The sequence below is a fragment of the Streptomyces sp. BK340 genome, assembly GCF_007827595.1.
GTDB lineage: Bacteria > Actinomycetota > Actinomycetes > Streptomycetales > Streptomycetaceae > Streptomyces.
Map to the genome: position 1 here is coordinate 133,529 of NZ_VISR01000026.1, position 19,515 is coordinate 153,043.

Consider the following 19,515-nt stretch of genomic DNA (forward strand, 5'->3'; position numbering starts at 1 on the left):
GGTCACCCCACCGGGTGCCGGGGCGGTGTGGCCAGGTGCGGGCGCACGCTCTTCACCATCATCCCCATCTCGTAGCCCAGTACCGCCGCGTCCGCGTCGCGTCCGGCCAGCACCGCCAGCACCGCGCCGTGCCCGGCGGACGAGACGAACAGCAGCGAGGTGCTGAGCTCAGTCACGATCTGTCGCACGTCACCGCCGTCGTCGAAGTGCCGGCCCGCGCTGCGCGCCAACGAGTACAGCCCACTGGCGAGGGCGGCCAACTGGTCCGCGGCGTCCTTGTCGAGCCCCTCCGCTGCCTTCACCAGCCCGTCCGAGGACAGCAACAACGCGCTTCGGGTGTGCGGCACCCGGTTCACCAGACCCGTCAACAGCCAGGAAAGGTCTTCGCTCGCCACGATCGTGTACTCCACTTCGGCAGAAGGAAACGTTTTGCTGCACGGACACCGGGCCTTCAGGGCGGCCTCGGCCATTCAGGGCGTCTCCGCTTCCTCGGCCCTGCGTAGTCCGGTCTGGAATGCGGCCATCAGGCCCGGGTCGTGTGCGGTGTCCTCGGAAGCACCGGTGCCGCGGACCGGCTGCGGCGGTTCGGCGGCGTGGTCCTGGCGGCGGCGCTGAGGCAGCCGCGGACGGTCGGCCTCGCCCTCGGAGCGGACCGGGGCCGGCTCGGGTCCGGAATCGGACACGCCCGGATCCGTAACGACGGTCGTCTCCGCCGCCCGGGGGTCCGCCGCCTCGGGCTCCACGAGGTGGTGCGGCTCCGCGTCAGGGGTCGGGACGGTGTGGAGCGCCGGCGCGGGAGCCGCCGGCTGCGGACCGAGCAGTGCCTCGGGCAGCACCATGACGGCCTGAGTGCCGCCGTACACGTTGCTCAGCAACTGCACGGCGATGTCGTGCCGCTGAGCCAGCACGGAGACCACGTACAGGCCGATCCGGCCGTCTTGCAGCAGCTCGCCGAGGGCGACCTTGTCGGGTGCACTCAAAACGGTGTTCATCTGGCTGCGCTCGGCCGGGGACATGCCCAGGCCCCGGTCCTCGACCTCGATCGCCACCCCCGCGGCGACGGGCTCGACCCGTACGTGCACGGTGGTCTGCGGCGGTGAGAAGACCGTCGCGTTCTCCAACAGCTCGGCCAGCAGATGGACGACGTCGACCACGGCGTGGCCGCTGACCGATCCATCGACGGGCGGGACCAGCTTGACCCGGGCGTACTGGTCGATCTCGGCGACGGCGGAACGCAGCACGTCGGTCAGGCTGACGGGGCGGGTCCACTGACGATGGGTGTTCGCGCCGCCGAGCACGGCCAGGTTCTCGGCGTAGCGGCGGATCCGGGTGGACAGGTGGTCCACCCGGAACAGCCCCTTGAGCAGGTCGGGGTCCTCGACCTCGTTCTCCAGGTTGTCCAGCAGGCCGATCTCGCGGTGCACCAGGGACTCCAGACGGCGCGCCAGGTTGGCGAACACCTCGAACTGCTCCAGCCGTGAGTTGTGTTCCGCACCGACCGCAGAGGCGGCGGTCTCCAGCAGGGCTGCCTCCGCCTCGTGCCGGGCCACAGCGATCTCGAATCCGAGGCGGGAGAGGGCGTCCGGGCCGGTCTGCGGCGGCAGTTCCGGCCGGCGCCGCACAGGCCGCTCCCCGGCGCGCAACCGACGGCACAGCGAATCCAGTTCGGCCCTGCCCTCAGCTGCGGTACGGGTCAGCTCGGCCAGCTCGGCACGGTTTCGGTCGGCTGCGCGGGACAGCTCCGCCCAGTGCTTGGTGACGGCTCGTGCCTCCGCCGAAGCCCGTATGCCCGCGATCGCGGCCGCCATGGTGCCGATGAGCACCACCCCGCCGAACACCACGCCCTGGTACGCCTGGTCCAGGTGGCCATCGGTGACCAGCGCGGTGGCCACCGCACCGGTCACGGCGACCACGCCCGGCGGCAGCACGGACGACAGCACCAGACGCCGTCTCAAGGACCCGGCTCGCGACTCGGCTGTCACACGGGGCGTCACGGGCGACGCCGGCCGGTCGTCCGGCGGCATGGAAGGATCAGGCATAACAGTCCCTGGACAGTGCGATGATCGGGCCGAGCGCGCACGTTATCGCGCACCAGTACCCCGGTGTCAGTCCCTGATGCCTACAGAAATCGAACCGTTGTCCTTTGCAGTCATTCCGAAGTGCGCGTCGCAGGCCTGCGAGTGGGGACAGAGCCACCAGCACTGGGGGCAGCATGGTGCCCGCGGCCGTCACCGGCAGGCTGGTGCGTAATCGCCACGCCTCCACGAGGAGTTCCGTCGAGCCGCGAGTCGAGCGGGGTCAGCCCCATCGGTGTTGAGGCGGTGCGCGCCCGAAGCTCACGGGCAGGACAACTGCGCGGCGAGCCCGGACTGGTGGAGTGGATCCGCACTGCCTGCTCGTCAACGGCAGCTCAAACACTCCACCCGTGCGACCTGAATGCCTGGCGGCGCTTTGCCCCACCTGACCATGGCCTCACCTGTCGGTGATCTCGGACAGCCATGCCGTGTCCTCCGGGCCTGGCGTTTCGAGGCCGGGTGCGGGCAGCCGGCGGACCTCGCCCGTGCGCAGGGCGACCGTGGCCCGTGGCCGCATAGGCCCGGTGCCCCTGCGTGAGAGCAGGACGAGCTCCCAGACTGTCGCCGTCATGGCGTCGAGCCGGGTGGCGCAGTCGGCGCTGACCCGCCGCGGATCCCGGGTCCGGCCCAGGGGCAGGTGCGGGGTGAAGTCCTCGTTGGGCCCACGACAGCGAGGGAACCGCTGCTGCAGTACGCGGTGCAGCTCGGCCCAGGGGCCCTTGCCGGCTGCTGTCGGGTCGAGCCACACGGTGAAGTACGCCCTGTGCCGGAAGGTGCGCACCCCGTCCAGCCGGGCGGTGAAGACCGGCATCTCGCCCGTCGCCGCGGCGAGCAGTGGGGCGGCCCGCTCGAAGTCGGGCTCCGGCACGAAGCCGAAGAGGACATTGACGTGCGGCGGCCAGCGGTGGATCTGCGGATCGTAGTCCCGGCGGATGTCCTGGATCGACGGCCACAGCTCCGCCGGCGGGATCCAGGCCACCGCTGTGCGGGCGGTCGGGGACACTCCGAGGACGTCGGCGGGGTCACCCCTGCCGAAGCGCATCTCGAAACTCGGTTCCGCTTGTGGGTCCGGCACCCGGCCGGCGCCCGAGGCGTCGATGCGGTCCACGCCCGTGGCCCGGTCCCAGATCACCTCGCCGTCCGCCTCGATGAACACCACCCGGTGCCACGGGATGTCGCCGCCGGGCACGAAGGACGTCAGGGAAACGCGTTGGACGGCACCTCCGCGCTGGCGGATCCCCAGCACGAACCGGGCCGGGTCGAACCGGGGGTCCCAGCGGATCCGGTGATAGATCTCGTCGCTGGTTCGCATCACGCCTCCCCTCCTGTCGGCACACCTTCTCCTCCAGGGTGCCGCCCACCCGCCACCCTGTCCTCGACGGCTGTTTCCCGCTCACCGTGATCAATTGGATGCGGTGCGTGAGGGGGGCTGGTATGTGCCGAGGCGGCGTCTCGTCAGGGCCGGCGATCGGCTCTGATGCCGCAGCGGCGGCCGACATGGTGTCGGCCGCCGCCCGGCGGGAGCGATTCAGGTTCCGTGCGCGGAGCGACGTGCCGTCAGCCGGTCGCGCTGCCCGCGACCCACTCGGTCCACGGCATGTTCCAGTCGCCGAGGCCGTTGCCCGGGGCCACCGTGGCCTTGTCCGGGGAGTTCTTGACGATCACGACGTCGCCGATCAGCGAGTTGTCGAAGAACCACGCGGCGGGCAGCGTGTCGTTGCCGCCGCCCCTGACGTCCTTCAGGCCCACGCAGCCGTGGCTGGTGTTGACCTTGCCGAAGGTCGAGTCGGCAGCCCAGTAGTTGCCGTGGATGAACGTGCCCGAGTCGGTCAGACGCATGGCGTGCGGTACGGCGCTGATGTCGTACGAGGGCTTGCCGTCCTTCTCCGTGAGGCCGACGGTCGAACCGTTCATGTGGACGTGCCTGAACTTCTCGGAGATGACCATCTGGCCGTTGTACGTCGGGTGCTCGGGGCTGCCGGACGAGACCGGGACGGTCCTGATCGTCCTGCCGTCCCGTACGACGGTCATCTGCTTCGTCTTTGCGTCGACGGTGCTGATCTGGCTCCGGCCGATCTTGAACGTGACCGTCTTCCGGATGCCGTTCGCGTTGAGCCCGACGGTGACGGTGGAGCCGGGCTTCCAGTAGTTCTCGGGGCGGAAGTCCAGGCGGTTGTCATTGAACCAGTGACCGACGACCCGCTGACCGCTGCTGGAGCTGACCTGGATCGCCGACTCCACGGCGGCCTTGTCGACGACCGCCTTGCCGAAGTTGACCGTCACCGGCATGCCCACGCCGACGGTCGAGCCGTTCTCGGGGGAGACGTGCCCGATGAAGTTGTTGGCCGGGGAGACCGTGGTGATCGTCGCGTTCCCGCTGACGGGGACGTTCTTGGCGTCCACGGCATCTGCGGCGACCTGATACCGGGTAGCCGGGGCCAGCGGGCCGTTCGGCTTCCACGACGTGCCGTCCGCGGACACGGTGCCCGGCATCTCGGCACCGGTCGCGGTGGCCGTCATGGTCACCTTGGTGAGCTTGCCGTCGCTGACGGTGACCTGGACGGGGTCGTTGATCCCGACGTTGTAGGAACCCTCACCGGACGTGATCTTTATTCGGGCGTCGGAGACGTCCTGGGTGCCCGTCCGATCGGCCTGCGTCTGCGGTTTCGGGGGATTCCCGGGGTTGTTGTCGCTGGTGGCAGCGTTGCTGGTACCGCCGAGCGCCGTGAGTGCGAGTACGCCGCCGAGTACGCCGGCCGTAGCCATCAGCCCGTTGCGTCGCTTACGTACCGTGATCAAACGCTTCTCCCATGCCACTGGTCGTCGATTCCCTGGAGCTGGTTACGGAGGAGTGCAACCACCTGCAAAGAACCACTTTTACGCATTCATCCCTCCTTAAGGGAGGGAATTGTGGCGCAGTCCACGCAGATCGGGCGCGCCCCTCACGCACCGTTGTCAGTGGTGGACGCTACGGTCTGCCCCGTGAACGGGGAGCGAAGCGACGAGTCGGTGGGCCGGCGTGCGGGTCTGGATCATGTGCTGGGGCTGATCGCGGACGCTCCCTGGAGCGGAAGCCTGGTCCTGCGCGGAAGCATGGTCATGCCGGCCTGGGTGGGAGCCGCGGCGCGCCAGCCCGCCGATCTCGACTGGGTGGTCCTGGAAGACGCCACCGGGGCCGATCCGCTGGACCCGTATCCGTACGTCGACGCGCTCGGCACCGTGCAGCAGTGGCCGGAGGCCGCAGACGGCGCGGCGGGGTACGAGATCTGGACGTACGAGGAGTTCGACACCGCCGGACAGCGGCCCGTTCTCCCGCCCGAGGGCCTGCACTGGCTGCCCGACGAGGACGTCGTGGAATCCGGCCCCCCGTACCTGGATCTGCTCGAACGTGTGGCGCAGCGGCCGTGGGCGGCCCCGGGTGTGCTCCTCGACGCGGAGAAGGCGCGCGTGGACGGCACGTGGACGTACACGGAGTACGACACACCAGGGGTACGGCTGCTCATCCCCTGGCGCAGGGAAGGGGTGCCCGCGGGCGAGCTGCGGCTGGACTTCGCCCGCGACGAACTGCTTCCCGAGCCCCCGGTGTGGACCCTGATACCGCGCGGCGACGGGGGAGCGCCCAGCGCGGTGCGGACCGCGAGCCGGGAGCTGTCCCTGGCCTGGAAGCTGCTGTGGCTGCACACCGACAGCCGGGACGACGGCCGGGCGCAGGGCAAGGACCTGTACGACGCGGTGCTCCTCGCCGAGGGGGAGGGGGCGTCCCTCACGCCGCGTCTGCTGAGGTCGGTCTTCCGTCGTGCGGCGTGCGCGGAGACGGACGCTCTGCGCCCGGCCGCGGTGGTGCGGTGGGACGTGGACTGGGCCGTGTTCCAGCAGACGCATCCGTGGGTGCGCGGCACGGCGCAGGAGTGGCTGCTGCGGCTCGCCCGGGCGCTGGGACCGGTCGGCGCGTAAGAAAATCGGTACTCGGTTCCTGATCGCTTTCCCTAGACTCACCCTGCATCGCGCGGCGCCGACACATCTCGGCCGCGCGTTTCGTGACCACTGACACCGAGGGGAGCCGGCCGTGCGTGACCGTACCGCCGTCGTCGTCCCCCCGTCGCGGTCCGAGGTGATCCTGGTGTCCTCGTCCGTCCGGTGCCCGCTGCGCGGCCGGCACCGGATGCCCGTGACGACGTTCTGACCCGGTTCACCACCAGCTCACACGGCACAGCCCACACCCGCCCGGTGGTGGGCGGCCGGGCCGGGTCCGGCCGCTCCTGACACGGGAAATCGCGCTGCCCCAGTTTCCTGATCCGCAGAAAGGCCATGGGCCGTGCGTACCAACCTCAGCACCCTCGCCACCGTCCGCAACCTCGGCATCCTCGCCCACGTCGACGCCGGCAAGACCACCGTCACCGAGCGCTTCCTGTACGCGACGGGGACCACCCACAAGCGCGGCGAGGTCCACGACGGCACCACCGTCACCGACTTCGACCCGCAGGAACGCGACCGTGGCATCACCATCTTCGCCGCCGCCGTCAGCTGCGGCTGGGACGGCCACCGCATCAACCTCATCGACACCCCGGGCCACGTCGACTTCGCCGACGAGGTCGAACGTTCGCTGCGTGTCCTCGACGGGGCGATCGCCGTCTTCGACGCGGTCGCCGGCGTCGAGCCGCAGAGCGAGTCGGTGTGGCGGCAGGCCGACCGGCACGGCGTGCCGAGAATCGCCTTCGTCAACAAGCTGGACCGCGCGGGTGCCGACCTCGACCGGGCCGTCGCCTCCATCCGGGAACGCCTGCATCCTGCCCCGCTCGTCGTCCAGTTGCCGATCGGGGCCGAGGACGGCTTCACCGGCGTGGTCGACCTGGTGCGCATGCGCTCCCTGCTCTGGGACGGCGGCGGAGGTGCGGCGGTGGAGGGACCGGTTCCCGAGACGCTGACGGAGGAGGCCCTGCGGCGACGCCGGGTGCTGGAGGAGGCGGTGGCCGAGCTGCATCCGGCCGCGCTGGAGGAGTTCTGCGCAGGGTCCGCTCTGAGCGAGCAGACCCTGGTCGCAGCCCTCCGGGACCTCACCCGCACCGGTGACGGCGTGGTCGTGCTGTGCGGCTCCGCCTACCGCAACCGCGGCATCGAACCACTGCTGGACGCGGTGGTGGCCTACCTGCCGTCGCCGCTGGACGTGCCCGCCGTACGCGGTGTCCACGGCGACACCGAACAGCGTCGGTCCGCCGACCCCGAAGCGCCTTTCGCTGCGCTCGCGTTCAAGGTGAACGCGGCCGGCATCGGGCGCCTGACCTGTGTGCGTGTCTACTCGGGCACGATCGGGAAGGGAGACACCGTGTGGGACCCCAGCACCGGGCGCACCGAGCGGGTGGCGCGGATCCTGCGGGTCATGGCGGACCGGCACGTCCAGCTGGACAGGGCGGTCGCCGGTGACATCGTCGCGCTCGCGGGCCTGAAGTCGGCGCGGGCCGGCTCGACACTGTGCGATCCCGGTGCCCCGCTGCTCCTGGAGGCGCCCGTGGTCGCCGAGCCCGTGGTGTCCGTCGCCGTGGAGGCGCGCCGCAGCACCGACACCGGGCGGCTGGCGAGCGCGCTCGCGCGGCTGGCGGAGGAGGACCCCTCGCTGGTGGTGCGCACCGACGACGAGACCGGGCAGACCGTGCTGTCCGGGATGGGCGAGCTGCATCTGGAGGTCGCGGTGGAGAAGATCCGCCGTGACGGCGGACCGGAAGTCGTCGTGGGGCGTCCGCGGGTCGCGCACCGGGAGACCGTCGTGCGCGGGGTGAGCGGGCTGGTCTTCCGGCATGTCAAACAGGACGGCGGGGCGGGGCAGTTCGCGCATGTCGTCCTCGACGTCGAGCCGCTCGGGGCCGAAGCCGGCGCCACCGGCTTCGAGTTCCGGTCCGTCGTGGTCGGCGGGCGGGTGCCGCAGGAGTACGTGCGGGCCGTCGAGGCCGGCTGCCGGGACGCCCTGGCCGAGGGGCCGTTGGGCGGGCATCCGGTGACCGGTCTGCGGGTCACACTGAGCGACGGCTCCACCCATGTGAAGGACTCCTCCGAGATGGCCTTCCGGACCGCCGGCCGGCTGGGCCTGCGCGAGGCGCTGCGGGCCTGCGCGGTGGCCCTGCTGGAACCGGTGGCCGAGGTCACGGTCACCGTGCCGGAGGACGCGGTCGGCGGCGTGCTCGGTGATCTGGCCGCCCGGCGTGGGCGGGTCAACGGGTCCGAGAGCAGGAACGGCTCGGCGGTGCTGACCGCGACCGTGCCGCTGGCCGAACTGTTCGGCTATGCGACTCGGTTGCGCAGCCGGACCCAGGGGCGGGGCACGTTCACCACCCGGCCGGCAGGTTACGCGCCGGCGCCGCAGCCGGCAGCGGCTCGGTAGCCCTGCCCCACCGTGCGGTGGGCTGCCCCCCGTGCGGTGGGCCGCACCGGCACGAGGGGCGCGCCACGCGCCCCTCGTGCCCGCACCGGCCGGCCCGCGACCTCGGCAGCGGAACGACGGGCGCCCGGGGACCGAGGACACAGTGGCGGTCCTCGGTCCCCGGGCTGCCACCGGACGGCCGGAAAATCACCCTCGCCGGGCGATGCGCTCACTCGGGGAGCCGGATGAGGTGGAACATGGACACCGGTGGCCCGGAAGGCGTGAGGCGAAGATGACCGAGGACATCACGGGCGCGATCGGCGCGGCCGCGCTCGCCGAGGCGAACGCTCCTGTGTTCGAAACGATCGTCCGGATGACGCTCGACACCTTAGAACGGTCCGGACTCGATGCCGAGAGCCGTCTGCTCGCCCGCATCGCCGCCCTGGTGACCCTGGACGCCGCACCGGCCTCCTACCTGCTCGACATCGGCACGGCGCAACAGCTCGGCCTCCCAATCGAGAAGATCCAGGGCACGGTCGTGGCGGTCGCCCCCGTCGTGGGCAGCGCCCGTGCGGTGTCCGCGGCCCAGAACATCGGGGTGGGCTTCGGGCTGGACCTGCCGGGAACGGACGCGGCACGACCGTCGGCCGCCGCGATCACCTGCGAAGGGCGTGAACCATGTGCCGCTGGCTCGCCTACTCGGGAACTCCTCTGGTCATGGACGAGGTCCTGTACCGCCCGAAACACTCGCTGATCGACCAGAGCCTGCACGCGCGGATGGGCGTCGAGACGACCAACGGCGACGGTTTCGGCATCGGCTGGTACGAGGAACACGCCCGCACCCCGGCCGTGTTCCACGACATCGGCCCGGCCTGGAGCAACCGCAACCTACGGGAGATCGCCGGACACGTCCGCGCCCCCCTGTTCTTCGCGCACGTCCGGGCCTCCACCGGTACGGCGGTGCAGCAGACCAACTGCCACCCGTTCCGATACGACCGCTGGATGTGGATGCACAACGGCTCCATCGCGGGCTTCCACACATTCCGCCGGGATCTCCTCCTCGCCGTCGCCCCGGAGCTCTTCGCGTCGATCGAAGGCACCACGGACTCCGAGGCGATGTTCTACCTGGCCCTCACGTTCGGACTCGAGGAGGACCCGCCCGGTGCCGTCGCCCGTATGACGGGCTTCGTCGAGCGGATCGCCCGGGAGCACGGGGTGCAGGCCCCGCTGCAGATGACGATCGCGGTGGCCGACGGGGAACGGCTCCTGGCCTTCCGGTACGCCAGCGAGGGCACGCCGAGGTCGCTGTACTACAGCGCCGGCGTCGAGGACCTACGAGCCCTGCACCCGGAGACCGACTTCTTGAGAGACGTCTCCGACGAGACCCGCCTGGTGGTCTCGGAACCCCTCGGCGACCTGCCCGGCGCCTGGATCGAGGTCCCGGCGGACAGCTACGGAATCGTCCAGCCGGGCGGGGACGTACTACAGGACTTCCGGCCGGAGGAGCCCTGACAGGTGTCCGGTGGAGTACGCGCCACCGCCGGGCGACGCGATGCGAAGCAGCCGACTCGCGCTGCCGCGCGCTCGGCACTGTCTTACGGGTGCCGCGGGCCGGGGCCGCCGTCCGGGAAGGCCGTGCATCCCCTGGTGCCGAGGCGGCGCCGGCAGCGCGCCTGACCTCGCCGGGCCGGCGGCGCGCCGGGCCCTCTGCCGGTCGACGGCGCGGCGCATTGCTCACTTGGCGGTCGTACGACGCCGCCTTGCTGCGGCGGTGAGACGCGCTCCACCGGCTCCCACCGGGCTGACCGTCCACGCCGGCCGACGCGGAAACCCTGACCGGTGCCGACTCGGCCGGGAGCGCGATGCCTGCTCAACCCCCGGAGGGACCCTCACACCAGCCGTCCGTCCACCGCCGCCCGCCAGGCCGGTGCCTTCACCGGGCGCGCCGCGGGCCTCGGCCGTTGCCCGCCCCGGGCGAAGAACGCCGCCAGCGGGAGGACCGCCGCCCCCACGGTGACCGCGTCCGGTCCCAGTCGGCCGAGTCCGATGCCGACCCGGCCCGCCGGGAAGCGGAGTGCCTGCGCGAGGGCGTGGGTGCGGACCTCGTCCAGGAAGGCGCCGCCGAGCTGGAGGCCCGCCCAGCCGCCGATGAGGACGCGTTCGGGCTGGAAGAGGTTGATCAGGTCGGACAGGCCGGCGCCCAGGTACTCGGCGGTCTCGGCAAGGACGGCCGCCGCCACCGGGTCGGGCGTGCTGCCGTTCGAGGGGCGGGCCGCGGCGAGCAGTTCGGTGAGGGCCCGTTCTTCGCCCGCCCCGGGCGACGGTTGCCCGCCCGCCTCCCGCCAGCGTGCCACCAGCGCCTCCGCGCCCGCGTACGCCTCCAGACAGCCCCGGGCGCCGCACCGGCATCGGCGTCCGCCGACCCGTACCGTCAGATGTCCCCACTCCACCGCCCGTCCCTGGGCGGCCTCCTCGGTGACCACGCAGGCGCCGACTCCGGAGCCGAAGAGCACGACCACGGCATTGCGGGCGCCGCGGCCGGCACCGAACCACATCTCGGCCTGGCCCAGGGTCTTGGCGCCGTTGTCGATGAAGTAGGGGATGTGGGAAGGGAGTTGGCCGGTCAGACGAAGCCGTCGCTCCAATGGGACCGCGTCCCAGCCGATCGTCTGGCCGTGGACGACGGCGCCCTCGTCGCCTGCGTCCTCGATGATGCCGGGCACGCCGATGCCGACGCCGAGGAGGTCGTCGGGGGCGAGCGCGGACGTGCGGAGCATCTCGGCCATGCCCTCCTGCACGTGGCCGACGACGGCGTCGACGTCGTATCCGCGTGGACCCAACGGGACTTCCGCTCGAGCGAGTTCGCGCAGTCCGAGGTCGAACAGCTCCACGCGTACCCGGGTCTCGCCGACGTCGACCCCGATGAGCCGGCCGCTGTCCGGTCGTATCCGTAGCAGTCGGCGCGGGCGGCCGGCGTCGGAGCCGATCACGCCTGCCTCCTCCACCAGGCCGTCGGTGAGGAGTTCGGCGGCGACGTTGCTGACGGAGCCCGAACTCAGCCCGGTCGCCGGGCCGAGCGCCTGCCGGCTCATCGGGCCGTCGAAATACAACCGTTGCAGAACGGCGCTCCGGCTCTCCCGCCGCAGGTCACGCACCGTACGGCCGCCCAGCCCTGCCACCCGACCTCCCTGGTTCGCGCATATTTGTGGCCCGCCGGAGCGGATGCCGTTGCCGGATCCCTTGACGAGCGATTCTCTTGAGGTTTAACTCACATCCTAAATTAAGCCATGAGGGGCCTCGAGGGTCGGACGGGTGTCGGCTTCCGCGAGCGGCCTCTCGGGGTTCTCGACTCCCGGAAAGGGACACCTGGAGCCATGCGCAGCATCCGAGCCGCGGCCGTAGGCGCCGTCACCATGTCTCTCGCTCTCGCGGCCACGGCCTGCGGAGGCGGTTCGTCGAACGGCAGCGGGTCCGACGACTCGCCGAAGACGCTGACCTACTGGGCCTCCAACCAGGGCGCCAGTATCGCCGTCGACAAGAAGGTCCTCCAGCCCGAACTGGACAAGTTCGAGAGGCAGACCGGGATCAAGGTGAAGGTGGAGGTCGTGCCCTGGTCCGATCTGCTCAACCGGATTCTGACGGCGACCACCTCCGGCCAGGGCCCGGACGTGCTGAACATCGGCAACACCTGGAGCGCCTCCCTGCAGGCGACCGGCGCACTGCTGCCGTGGGACGCCAAGAACTTCGACAAGATCGGCGGCAGGGACCGGTTCGTCGACTCCGCGCTCGGATCCACGGGCGCCCAGGGCAAGGACCCGGCCGCCGTGCCGCTGTACTCGATGGCGTACGCGCTCTACTACAACAAGCAGATCTTCGCCGACGCCGGCATCTCCAAGCCCCCGGCCACCTGGGACGAGCTGATCGCCGACGGCAAGAAGATCAAGGCGAAGGGCAAGTCGGTCCTCGGCGCCGAGGGCTCGAACGTGTCGGAGAACATCCACCACGTCTTCGTCTTCGCCAAGCAGCACGATGCCGACTTCTTCACCGCCGACGGAAAGCCCGACTTCACCAACCCCAAGGTGGTCGACGCGGTCAAGCAGTACGTCGACCTGATGGCCAAGGACAAGGTCATCCCGACCGGCGACGCCGAGTACGCGCAGAACCAGTCCGTCAGCGACTTCGCCAAGGGCAAGCAGGCCATGCTGCTGTGGCAGACCGCCTCAGCCAACCTCAAGTCCCAGGGCATGAGCGAGGACGCCTACGGCATCGCCCCCGTGCCCGTGCAGTCCGGCACCCCCGGCGCCGGCGCCCAGACCAACTCGATGGTCGCCGGGATCAACATCGCGGTCTTCAAGAACAGTCACAACCTCGCCGGCGCCACGAAGTTCGTGAAGTTCATGACCAGCGATGACGAGCAGAAGACCCTCAACACGGCCTACAGCACCGTCCCGCCGGTCAAGGCCGCCCAGGAGGACGCGGCGTTCAACTCCCCGGCGACCGCGGTGCTGAAGAGCACCCTCGCCACCAGCGCCGCCGCGCTGCCGCAGGTCCCCGCCGAGTCGCAGTTCGAGACGACGGTCGGCACGGCCGTCAAGGAGCTGTTCGCCGACGCCGCCGCCGGACGCGCGGTGACCACCGACTCCGTCAAGGCCAAGCTGGAGAAGGCCCAGCAGCAGATGCCGGCGGCCTGAGCACGATGACCACCACCGCGCTGAAGGAGCCGGTGCGCGAGACCTCCCCCGGCGCGGCGCGCGAGAACCGCCGCCGCGCCGGGCGGATCCGTCGCATCGGACTGCCGTACCTGCTGCTCCTGCCCGCCCTGCTGCTCGAACTCCTCGTCCATCTGGTGCCGATGGTCATCGGCGTCGTGATGAGCTTCAAGGAACTCACCCAGTTCTACATCCGCGACTGGGGGACCGCCCCCTGGTCCGGCCTCGGCAACTACAAGCTGTCCGTGGACTTCGACGCGCCCGTCGGCGAGGCGCTGCTGCACTCGTTCCTCGTCACCGTCGGCTTCACCCTGCTGTCGGTCGGCCTGTGCTGGCTGATCGGCACCGCCGCCGCGGTCTTCATGCAGGACGCCTTCCGCGGCCGCGGTCTGCTGCGGGCCCTGTTCCTGGTGCCGTACGCGCTGCCCGTCTACGCGGCCGTCATCACCTGGGTGTTCATGTTCCAGCACGACAACGGCCTGGTGAACCACGTCCTGCACGACCAGCTGCACCTCACCGACAAGCCCTCCTTCTGGCTGATCGGCGACAACAGCTTCTACGCCCTGCTGACCGTGTCCGTGTGGAAGGGCTGGCCGTTCGCCTTCCTCATCGTGATGGCCGGACTGCAGAACATCCCGCGCGAGCTGTACGAGGCGGCCGCGCTGGACGGCGCCGGGATGTGGCAGCAGATCCGCCGCATCACCCTGCCCTCCCTGCGCCCGGTCAACCAGGTGCTGGTCCTGGTCCTGTTCCTGTGGACGTTCAACGACTTCAACACGCCGTACGTGATGTTCGGCAAGGCCGCCCCCGAGGCCGCCGACCTCATCTCGGTGCACATCTACCAGGCCTCGTTCGTCACCTGGAACTTCGGCACCGGATCCGCCATGTCCGTCCTGCTCCTGCTGTTCCTGCTGGTCGTGACGGGCCTGTACCTCCTGTTCACCTCGCGCGGACGGAGGGCCGCCGATGTCTGAGTCCCCGATGGCGCCGCCCCGTTCCTTCCTGTGGTCCCGGCGGATCTTCCTCACCCTGCTCACCGGCTTCGTGCTGCTGCCGGTGTACGTGATGGTCTCCAGCTCGCTGAAGCCGCTCGCGGACGTCACGGGCAAGTTCCGCTGGCTGCCCAGCGGGCTGACCGTCCGGCCGTACATCGACATCTGGTCGACGGTCCCGCTCGCCAAGTACTTCGTGAACTCGCTGATCGTGGCGGGCGCGGCGACCGTCTGCTCGGTGGTCATCGCGGTGTTCGCCGCCTACGCCGTCAGCCGCTACGAATTCCGCGGCAAGCGGGTCTTCACCGTCACCGTCCTGTCGACGCAGATGTTCCCGGGCATCCTCTTCCTCCTCCCTCTCTTCCTGATCTACGTCAACATCGGCAACGCCACCGGCATCGCCCTGTTCGGCTCCCGCGGCGGCCTGATCCTGACGTACCTCACCTTCTCCCTCCCGTTCTCGATCTGGATGCTGATCGGCTACTTCGACTCGGTGCCGCGCGACCTCGACGAGGCGGCGCTGGTGGACGGCTGCGGCCCGCTCGGCGCGCTGCTGAGGATCGTCGTGCCGGCCGCGGTCCCCGGCATCGTCGCGGTCGCCGTGTACGCCTTCATGACCGCGTGGGGCGAGGTGCTCTTCGCGTCCGTCATGACCAACGACACCACCCGCACCCTCGCCGTCGGCCTCCAGGGCTACTCGACCCTCAACGACGTGTACTGGAACCAGATCATGGCCGCCTCCCTCGTGGTGAGCGTGCCGGTGGTCGCCGGGTTCCTCCTCCTCCAGCGCTATCTCGTCGCCGGTCTGACGGCGGGCGCCGTCAAGTGAGCCGAGTGACCAACTCCCCGTATCCCGAAGGGACTTCCGTGTCCGAACGCATCGACCTCGCCGCACTCCCGCACGACTTCCTGTGGGGCACGGCCACAGCGGCGTACCAGATCGAGGGGGCCGTCGCCGAGGACGGCCGTTCGCCGTCGATCTGGGACACCTTCTCGCACACCCCGGGGAAGATCGCGAACGACGACAACGGCGACGTCGCGTGCGACCACTACCACCGCTGGCGCGACGACCTCGGCCTGATGCGGCAACTCGGCACCAACGCCTACCGGTTGTCCGTGGCCTGGCCACGGGTGATCCCGGACGGGACGGGTGCGCCGAACCCCAAGGGGCTGTCCTTCTACGACGAGTTGGTGGACGCCCTGCTGGAGGCGGGCATCACCCCGTCCGTCACCCTCTACCACTGGGACCTGCCGCAGGTGCTCCAGGACCGCGGCGGCTGGCCGGAGCGGGCGACCGCCCTCGCGTTCGCCGAGTACGCCTCGACCGTCGCCGAGCGCCTCGGTGACCGCGTGAAGTCGTGGGCGACCCTCAACGAGCCCTCCTGCTCGGCCTGGATCGGCCACCTGGAGGGCACGATGGCCCCCGGCTGGACCGAACTCACCGCGGCCGTACGCGCCTCCTACCACCTGCTCCTCGGCCACGGCCTCGCCACGCAGGCGATCCGCGCCGCCGCCCCCGACGCGCAGGTCGGCATCGTCAACAACCTCTCCACCGTGCACGCCTCCACCGACCGCCCCGAGGACCTGGCGGCCGCCCGCCGGCACGACGGCCATGTCAACCGCTGGTGGCTCGACCCGGTGCACGGCCGCGGCTTCCCGGCCGACATGGTCGAGACGTACGGCGTCGAACTCCCCCAGCAGCCGGGCGACCTGGAGACCATCGCGGCCCCGCTGGACTGGCTCGGCCTGAACTACTACTTCCCGGCGTACGTCGCCGACGACCCCGCCGGCCCGGCCCCGCGCGTCCGTGCCGTACACCGCCCGGACGTCCCGCGCACCGGCATGGACTGGGAGATCGACGCGAACGGCATCGAGACCCTGCTGCTGCGTCTCACCGAGGAGTACGGCGCACGGAAGATCTACGTCACGGAGAACGGCTCGGCCTTCCCGGACGTGGTCCGCTCCGACGGCGCCGTCGACGACCCGGAGCGCCAGGACTACCTGGAGCGGCACCTCGCCGCCTGCGCCTCGGCGGCCCGCAAGGGTGCCCCGCTCGCCGGGTACTTCGCCTGGTCGCTGCTGGACAACTTCGAGTGGGCGTACGGCTACGCCAAGCGCTTCGGCCTCGTCCACGTCGACTACCGCACCCAGGTGCGCACGATCAAGGGCAGCGGACACCGGTACGCGGACATCATCCGCACCCACCGCGCCCAGGCACGCCGGGCCGCCTGAGCCGGGGCCCGGACGGCCGGTGGACACGGGTGCGGGAGCCCGTGTCCACCGGCCCACTCTGCTTGCTGTGTGGACCGGGTTGCGGGTGGGGGAGTGCAGGCTGAGGTGGATTGGGTGCGGGTGGAGCAGAAGGGTCAGCCGTCTTCGATGCTCACCGCATCGCAGCGTCACTCACACGTCACCACCAAGATCCACCGGGTGCTCCCTGTGGAGTGCGGCCTTGGCGCCGCGACCGGAGCTGACCAGAGCTGCTGTGGAAGCGGCAACGGTGACGGCGAGTATGGGCATCGTGATCAGCCGGGCCGCGTCATCGGTACTCATGGTCAACGCCGCGACGCAGGCGATGCCTGTCGTCGTCACGGCGAACGCCACCGCAACGCCGGACAGGGCAAGCAGCCGCAGGACCTTGGCAGGTGGTCGGCACCGGGTGACGGCGACGGCCGGTGCCACCGCCATGGTGATGAGGAACGCTGCCGGCCCGAGCACCGCCAAGGCTCCGACCCAATAGGAGATCGGGTCGATGGAGGCGTACGCCAGGAGGAACGGCGCGATCAGCCACGTGGGCAGCGTCGGGACCAGAGCCGCCAGCGGGCGCAACGCGGCCCGGTTGCCGGTTCTGGAGGTTTCCGCGAGGAGGGCGAGGGCGCCGGCCAGCAGGATGAGCCCAGCGCCGAACATGGCGTACTGAGCAACGTCGAGCAGTCGGCGCACCAGGTCCGGAGTCAGCCCGGGTTCCTCGGACAGGATGAAGCCCACCATCGGCAGGGCATACATTGCGGCGCACCAGGTGACCCAGGTGGTGGCGACGCTTGCCTGCATGCGGCGCCGGCGCCGTTCGGCGGACTCTTCGGGCATCACCGGGCGAAGCCACGCCCGCAGCGCACCGACAAGAAGGTCCGCGACGACGCTCGGGCCGGCGCCGGTGTCCTCGACCAGTGCTTCAAGCTCGCCACCGTAGCGCTCCCGGAACGAGGGAGGATACGACCGCAAGGCCACCCGGGCCGCCATGTTGATCACGCGTTTGCCACCCCCAGTCGGGTCAACCCGGTGCGTGCGAAGCGAGCCATCGCCCGGAGCCTGTCGTCGAGCACGGTCTGGCCTTCCGCGGTGATGCGGTAGGGCCGCCGGCGCTCGTCCTCGTCCAGCGGCGCGACCAGGCCGCTTTCCTCCAGCCGCGCGATGGCGGCATACAACGTGCCCGGCCCCAGCCTGATGGACGTCTGCTCTTCGACATCCTTGGTGATCGCGTAGCCGTGCTTGGGGCCGTCGGCCAGACTGGCCAGGATCAGCAACGCGGGTTCCGCCCATCCGACACGGTCACGTTGACGCGGCATCAGGCACCTCCCTCATCCTTCCCGACTACTACGTTATACGATACTGCGTCGTACGTAGTACTGGTCGAGTCCGGCAGCGCCGGGCGCGATGACTCTCGCAGCGCCCCGCCCGCCGTGGAGGCCGCGCCGACCAGCGGCAGATCCACCTGGCCCCGGGCGTGCCGCCTCAGTGAAACCCTTCGCGTCCTGAGGTTCGAGGCTGATGGAGAAGGGCTGGTGAGGGTTCGTGACGTGGCAGGGCTCCTGGTCCACGGTCGTGCACTCCGTCCACTTCACCTGGGACGGCACCCGGTTGGCCGGCAGACGCACACGTCCCACCACATCACCACCACCTGGGACTGCGAGGGCCACCGCCCGCCGACCCAGCTCGAACGCCGCATTGGCCCCGGGCAGGAGCTGCAGGGCGAGGTCGACGCACGCTTCTATGCCAGCCGGCCTGCGACCCGCACCCAACCCGGTCGCCTACGTCACCAACCCGCACACCCGGATGGCCCCTTCGAGGGTCTGATCGCCAAGGGATGCACGGAGAAAGGCGGTTGGTACAGCGGCCTGAAGCCCGCGGACCTCGTGGACGACAACAAGGATCGCACCAAGATGGACATCGACGAGATCCGTGACCCGTGCGCTGCGGCGCCCGAGCCGGAACTCGGCGAAGGCCTCCTGGACCCTCGACCACGTCGGCGTGCAGGCCCTGGTCGAAGGCGGGACGCACGTCACCGCGATCGAGCTGTGGTGGCCCGGCGAGGGCCGCATCTCCAGCACGCGCGTCCTGCTGGAGGGGGACGAGGTCTTCACCACCCCGGCCCAGGACCTCTTCCGGCGCGCCGCCGAGCGGGGGTGGACGGTCGACACGTCACAGCCCGAGTACCCCGTGATCCCCGGCGTGTCGCTGGGCTTCACCCGGCAGACCTCGCAGAAGGTCGAACGGGACACCGGCGGCCTGCCGAGGTGTGTCACGTCGGTTCTGGTGGGCGGCAAGGACTACTACAACTACCGCTACGGAACGCGGTTGATCGCGTGCAGTCGGGCGTTCCCGTAGCTCCGCTCCGTGACGACGCGTCTTTGGTGCGCGCCGGACCCCGCCCTCCCGTGGACGTCCCCTGAACAAGGGATCGCCGCCCTCCGTACCCTCTTGCCGTGGGAAGATCCCTCACCATGACCGCATCTCCGGCAGTAAGGAGCCTGCGCGCCGCGATGTTCGCCGCGGTGTGCGTGCTGCTCGCTGCCGCCGGGCACGGGCTGGCCATGGGGGACATGCCGCCCCTGTGGGCCGACGCCGCCGCCTTCCTGGGGGTCTTCGCGCTCGGCTGGACGCTCGGGGGGCGGGAGCGGTCGCTGCCCGGCATCGGTGTGGCCATGCTTCTCACCCAGGCGGGTCTGCACTTCGCCTTCGGTGCGGCGCACCCGAGCGACGGTGCCGGGCGCGCGCACGCCATGCACATGGCATCAATGCCCGGTCAGTCCATCATGGCGATGCACGCCCACCCGACGCACCACGCCACCACCGCCCACGCCACCCTCGCCCACCTCCTCGCCGCCCTGGTCGCCTCCTGGTGGCTGAGGCGCGGCGAGGCCGCGCTGTGGGCGCTGCTGCGGCGTGCGGTCGCGTTCGTGCCGGGGCTTGTCGCCTGGTGGCGGGTCGCCCCGCTGCCCGACCCCGCCGGGCGCGTCCTGTGTCTCCCCGCCGGCCCCGAGCCGCCGCGTCGGCCGACACTGCGGCACGCCGTCAGCCGCCGTGGACCCCCCGCCCCGATCCCGTACCCGAGCTGACCGATCAACACCCCTCAGTCGTACGGAGATCCACTCACTCATGTCCATGTC

The 19,515-nt window shown here is 70.6% G+C and carries 17 protein-coding genes; 10 read left to right on the plus strand and 7 right to left on the minus strand.

The genetic code is table 11. The features are described from left to right. Positions 1 to 2: 2 nt before the first annotated feature. From FB157_RS35185 to FB157_RS35200, 4 genes are all read right to left on the minus strand, one after another. Entirely contained in the window at positions 3 to 395 is a 393-nt protein-coding gene (locus tag FB157_RS35185; RefSeq protein WP_106960650.1) for a roadblock/LC7 domain-containing protein, read from the minus strand. A 75-nt stretch (positions 396 to 470) separates the two neighbouring features. Next, the gene (locus tag FB157_RS35190; RefSeq protein WP_261386728.1) at positions 471 to 1,955 is read right to left on the minus strand and encodes a sensor histidine kinase KdpD; all 1,485 of its coding nucleotides are present in this window, start codon (positions 1,953 to 1,955) and stop codon (positions 471 to 473) included. A 517-nt stretch (positions 1,956 to 2,472) separates the two neighbouring features. Then, positions 2,473 to 3,387, minus strand: a complete 915-nt coding sequence (locus FB157_RS35195) for an RNA repair domain-containing protein (RefSeq protein WP_145884808.1) — start codon at positions 3,385 to 3,387, stop codon at positions 2,473 to 2,475. 245 nt (positions 3,388 to 3,632) lie between these two features. Then, on the minus strand, positions 3,633 to 4,841 hold the full coding sequence (locus tag FB157_RS35200; RefSeq protein WP_186581835.1) for an Ig-like domain-containing protein: 1,209 nt from the start codon (positions 4,839 to 4,841) through the stop codon (positions 3,633 to 3,635). A gap of 216 nt (positions 4,842 to 5,057) precedes the next feature. On the opposite strand from FB157_RS35200, the gene FB157_RS35205 reads away from it, so the two are divergent. The 4 genes from FB157_RS35205 to FB157_RS35220 all read left to right on the plus strand — a co-directional run bounded on the left by FB157_RS35205 (position 5,058) and on the right by FB157_RS35220 (position 9,939). Then, positions 5,058 to 6,029 (plus strand): nucleotidyl transferase AbiEii/AbiGii toxin family protein, encoded by a 972-nt coding sequence (locus FB157_RS35205; protein WP_261386730.1) that lies wholly within the window; start codon positions 5,058 to 5,060, stop codon positions 6,027 to 6,029. Between the two features lie 361 nt (positions 6,030 to 6,390). Further along, a complete protein-coding gene (gene fusA / locus FB157_RS35210; RefSeq protein WP_145884762.1) occupies positions 6,391 to 8,448 on the plus strand; it encodes an elongation factor G in 2,058 nt (685 codons plus the stop codon). A gap of 271 nt (positions 8,449 to 8,719) precedes the next feature. Next, entirely contained in the window at positions 8,720 to 9,181 is a 462-nt protein-coding gene (locus tag FB157_RS35215) for a carboxymuconolactone decarboxylase family protein (protein WP_222440997.1), read from the plus strand. Continuing rightward, the gene (locus tag FB157_RS35220) at positions 9,106 to 9,939 is read left to right on the plus strand and encodes a class II glutamine amidotransferase (protein WP_145884764.1); all 834 of its coding nucleotides are present in this window, start codon (positions 9,106 to 9,108) and stop codon (positions 9,937 to 9,939) included. Before FB157_RS35215 ends, FB157_RS35220 begins: the two co-directional genes overlap by 76 nt. A gap of 377 nt (positions 9,940 to 10,316) precedes the next feature. Here the strand turns inward: FB157_RS35220 and FB157_RS35225 are convergent, their stop codons facing one another. After that, a complete protein-coding gene (locus FB157_RS35225) occupies positions 10,317 to 11,606 on the minus strand; it encodes an ROK family transcriptional regulator (RefSeq protein WP_145884765.1) in 1,290 nt (429 codons plus the stop codon). Between the two features lie 195 nt (positions 11,607 to 11,801). On the opposite strand from FB157_RS35225, the gene FB157_RS35230 reads away from it, so the two are divergent. From FB157_RS35230 to FB157_RS35245, 4 genes are read left to right on the plus strand one after another with little or no spacing between them, the layout of a single operon-like run. Further along, a complete protein-coding gene (locus FB157_RS35230) occupies positions 11,802 to 13,118 on the plus strand; it encodes a sugar ABC transporter substrate-binding protein (protein WP_145884767.1) in 1,317 nt (438 codons plus the stop codon). 5 nt (positions 13,119 to 13,123) lie between these two features. Beyond that, complete coding sequence (locus FB157_RS35235; protein ID WP_145884768.1) at positions 13,124 to 14,110, plus strand: carbohydrate ABC transporter permease; 987 nt, start codon at positions 13,124 to 13,126, stop codon at positions 14,108 to 14,110. A 7-nt stretch (positions 14,111 to 14,117) separates the two neighbouring features. Further along, positions 14,118 to 14,957: a carbohydrate ABC transporter permease gene (locus FB157_RS35240; protein WP_145884810.1), complete on the plus strand. Its 840-nt coding sequence runs from the start codon at positions 14,118 to 14,120 to the stop codon at positions 14,955 to 14,957. A gap of 38 nt (positions 14,958 to 14,995) precedes the next feature. Then, positions 14,996 to 16,360, plus strand: coding sequence for a GH1 family beta-glucosidase (locus FB157_RS35245; RefSeq protein ID WP_145884770.1), 1,365 nt, complete (start codon positions 14,996 to 14,998; stop codon positions 16,358 to 16,360). 171 nt (positions 16,361 to 16,531) lie between these two features. Here the strand turns inward: FB157_RS35245 and FB157_RS35250 are convergent, their stop codons facing one another. Together FB157_RS35250 and FB157_RS35255 are read right to left on the minus strand one after the other, a co-directional pair. Beyond that, positions 16,532 to 17,377 carry a hypothetical protein gene (locus FB157_RS35250; protein WP_145884771.1) on the minus strand — a complete coding sequence of 282 codons (846 nt, stop codon included), beginning with the start codon at positions 17,375 to 17,377 and terminating at the stop codon, positions 16,532 to 16,534. Then, the gene (locus FB157_RS35255) at positions 17,374 to 17,694 is read right to left on the minus strand and encodes a PadR family transcriptional regulator (protein WP_069782265.1); all 321 of its coding nucleotides are present in this window, start codon (positions 17,692 to 17,694) and stop codon (positions 17,374 to 17,376) included. The genes FB157_RS35250 and FB157_RS35255 overlap by 4 nt, the downstream gene beginning before the upstream one ends. Positions 17,695 to 18,307: 613 nt before the next feature. On the opposite strand from FB157_RS35255, the gene FB157_RS35260 reads away from it, so the two are divergent. Both FB157_RS35260 and FB157_RS35265 read left to right on the plus strand, forming a co-directional pair. Then, complete coding sequence (locus FB157_RS35260; RefSeq protein WP_261386731.1) at positions 18,308 to 18,733, plus strand: hypothetical protein; 426 nt, start codon at positions 18,308 to 18,310, stop codon at positions 18,731 to 18,733. 116 nt (positions 18,734 to 18,849) lie between these two features. Continuing rightward, complete coding sequence (locus tag FB157_RS35265) at positions 18,850 to 19,464, plus strand: hypothetical protein (protein ID WP_145884773.1); 615 nt, start codon at positions 18,850 to 18,852, stop codon at positions 19,462 to 19,464. Positions 19,465 to 19,515 lie beyond the last annotated feature (51 nt).

Coding starts and splice junctions, on each gene's coding strand:
- FB157_RS35195 (WP_145884808.1), bottom strand. CDS start 3,387: ATGCGAACCAGCGACGAGATCTATCACCGGATCCGCTGGGACCCCCGG.
- FB157_RS35200 (WP_186581835.1), bottom strand. CDS start 4,841: ATGGCTACGGCCGGCGTACTCGGCGGCGTACTCGCACTCACGGCGCTC.
- FB157_RS35215 (WP_222440997.1), top strand. CDS start 8,720: ATGACCGAGGACATCACGGGCGCGATCGGCGCGGCCGCGCTCGCCGAG.
- FB157_RS35220 (WP_145884764.1), top strand. CDS start 9,106: ATGTGCCGCTGGCTCGCCTACTCGGGAACTCCTCTGGTCATGGACGAG.
- FB157_RS35230 (WP_145884767.1), top strand. CDS start 11,802: ATGCGCAGCATCCGAGCCGCGGCCGTAGGCGCCGTCACCATGTCTCTC.
- FB157_RS35235 (WP_145884768.1), top strand. CDS start 13,124: ATGACCACCACCGCGCTGAAGGAGCCGGTGCGCGAGACCTCCCCCGGC.
- FB157_RS35240 (WP_145884810.1), top strand. CDS start 14,118: ATGGCGCCGCCCCGTTCCTTCCTGTGGTCCCGGCGGATCTTCCTCACC.
- FB157_RS35255 (WP_069782265.1), bottom strand. CDS start 17,694: ATGCCGCGTCAACGTGACCGTGTCGGATGGGCGGAACCCGCGTTGCTG.
- FB157_RS35265 (WP_145884773.1), top strand. CDS start 18,850: ATGACCGCATCTCCGGCAGTAAGGAGCCTGCGCGCCGCGATGTTCGCC.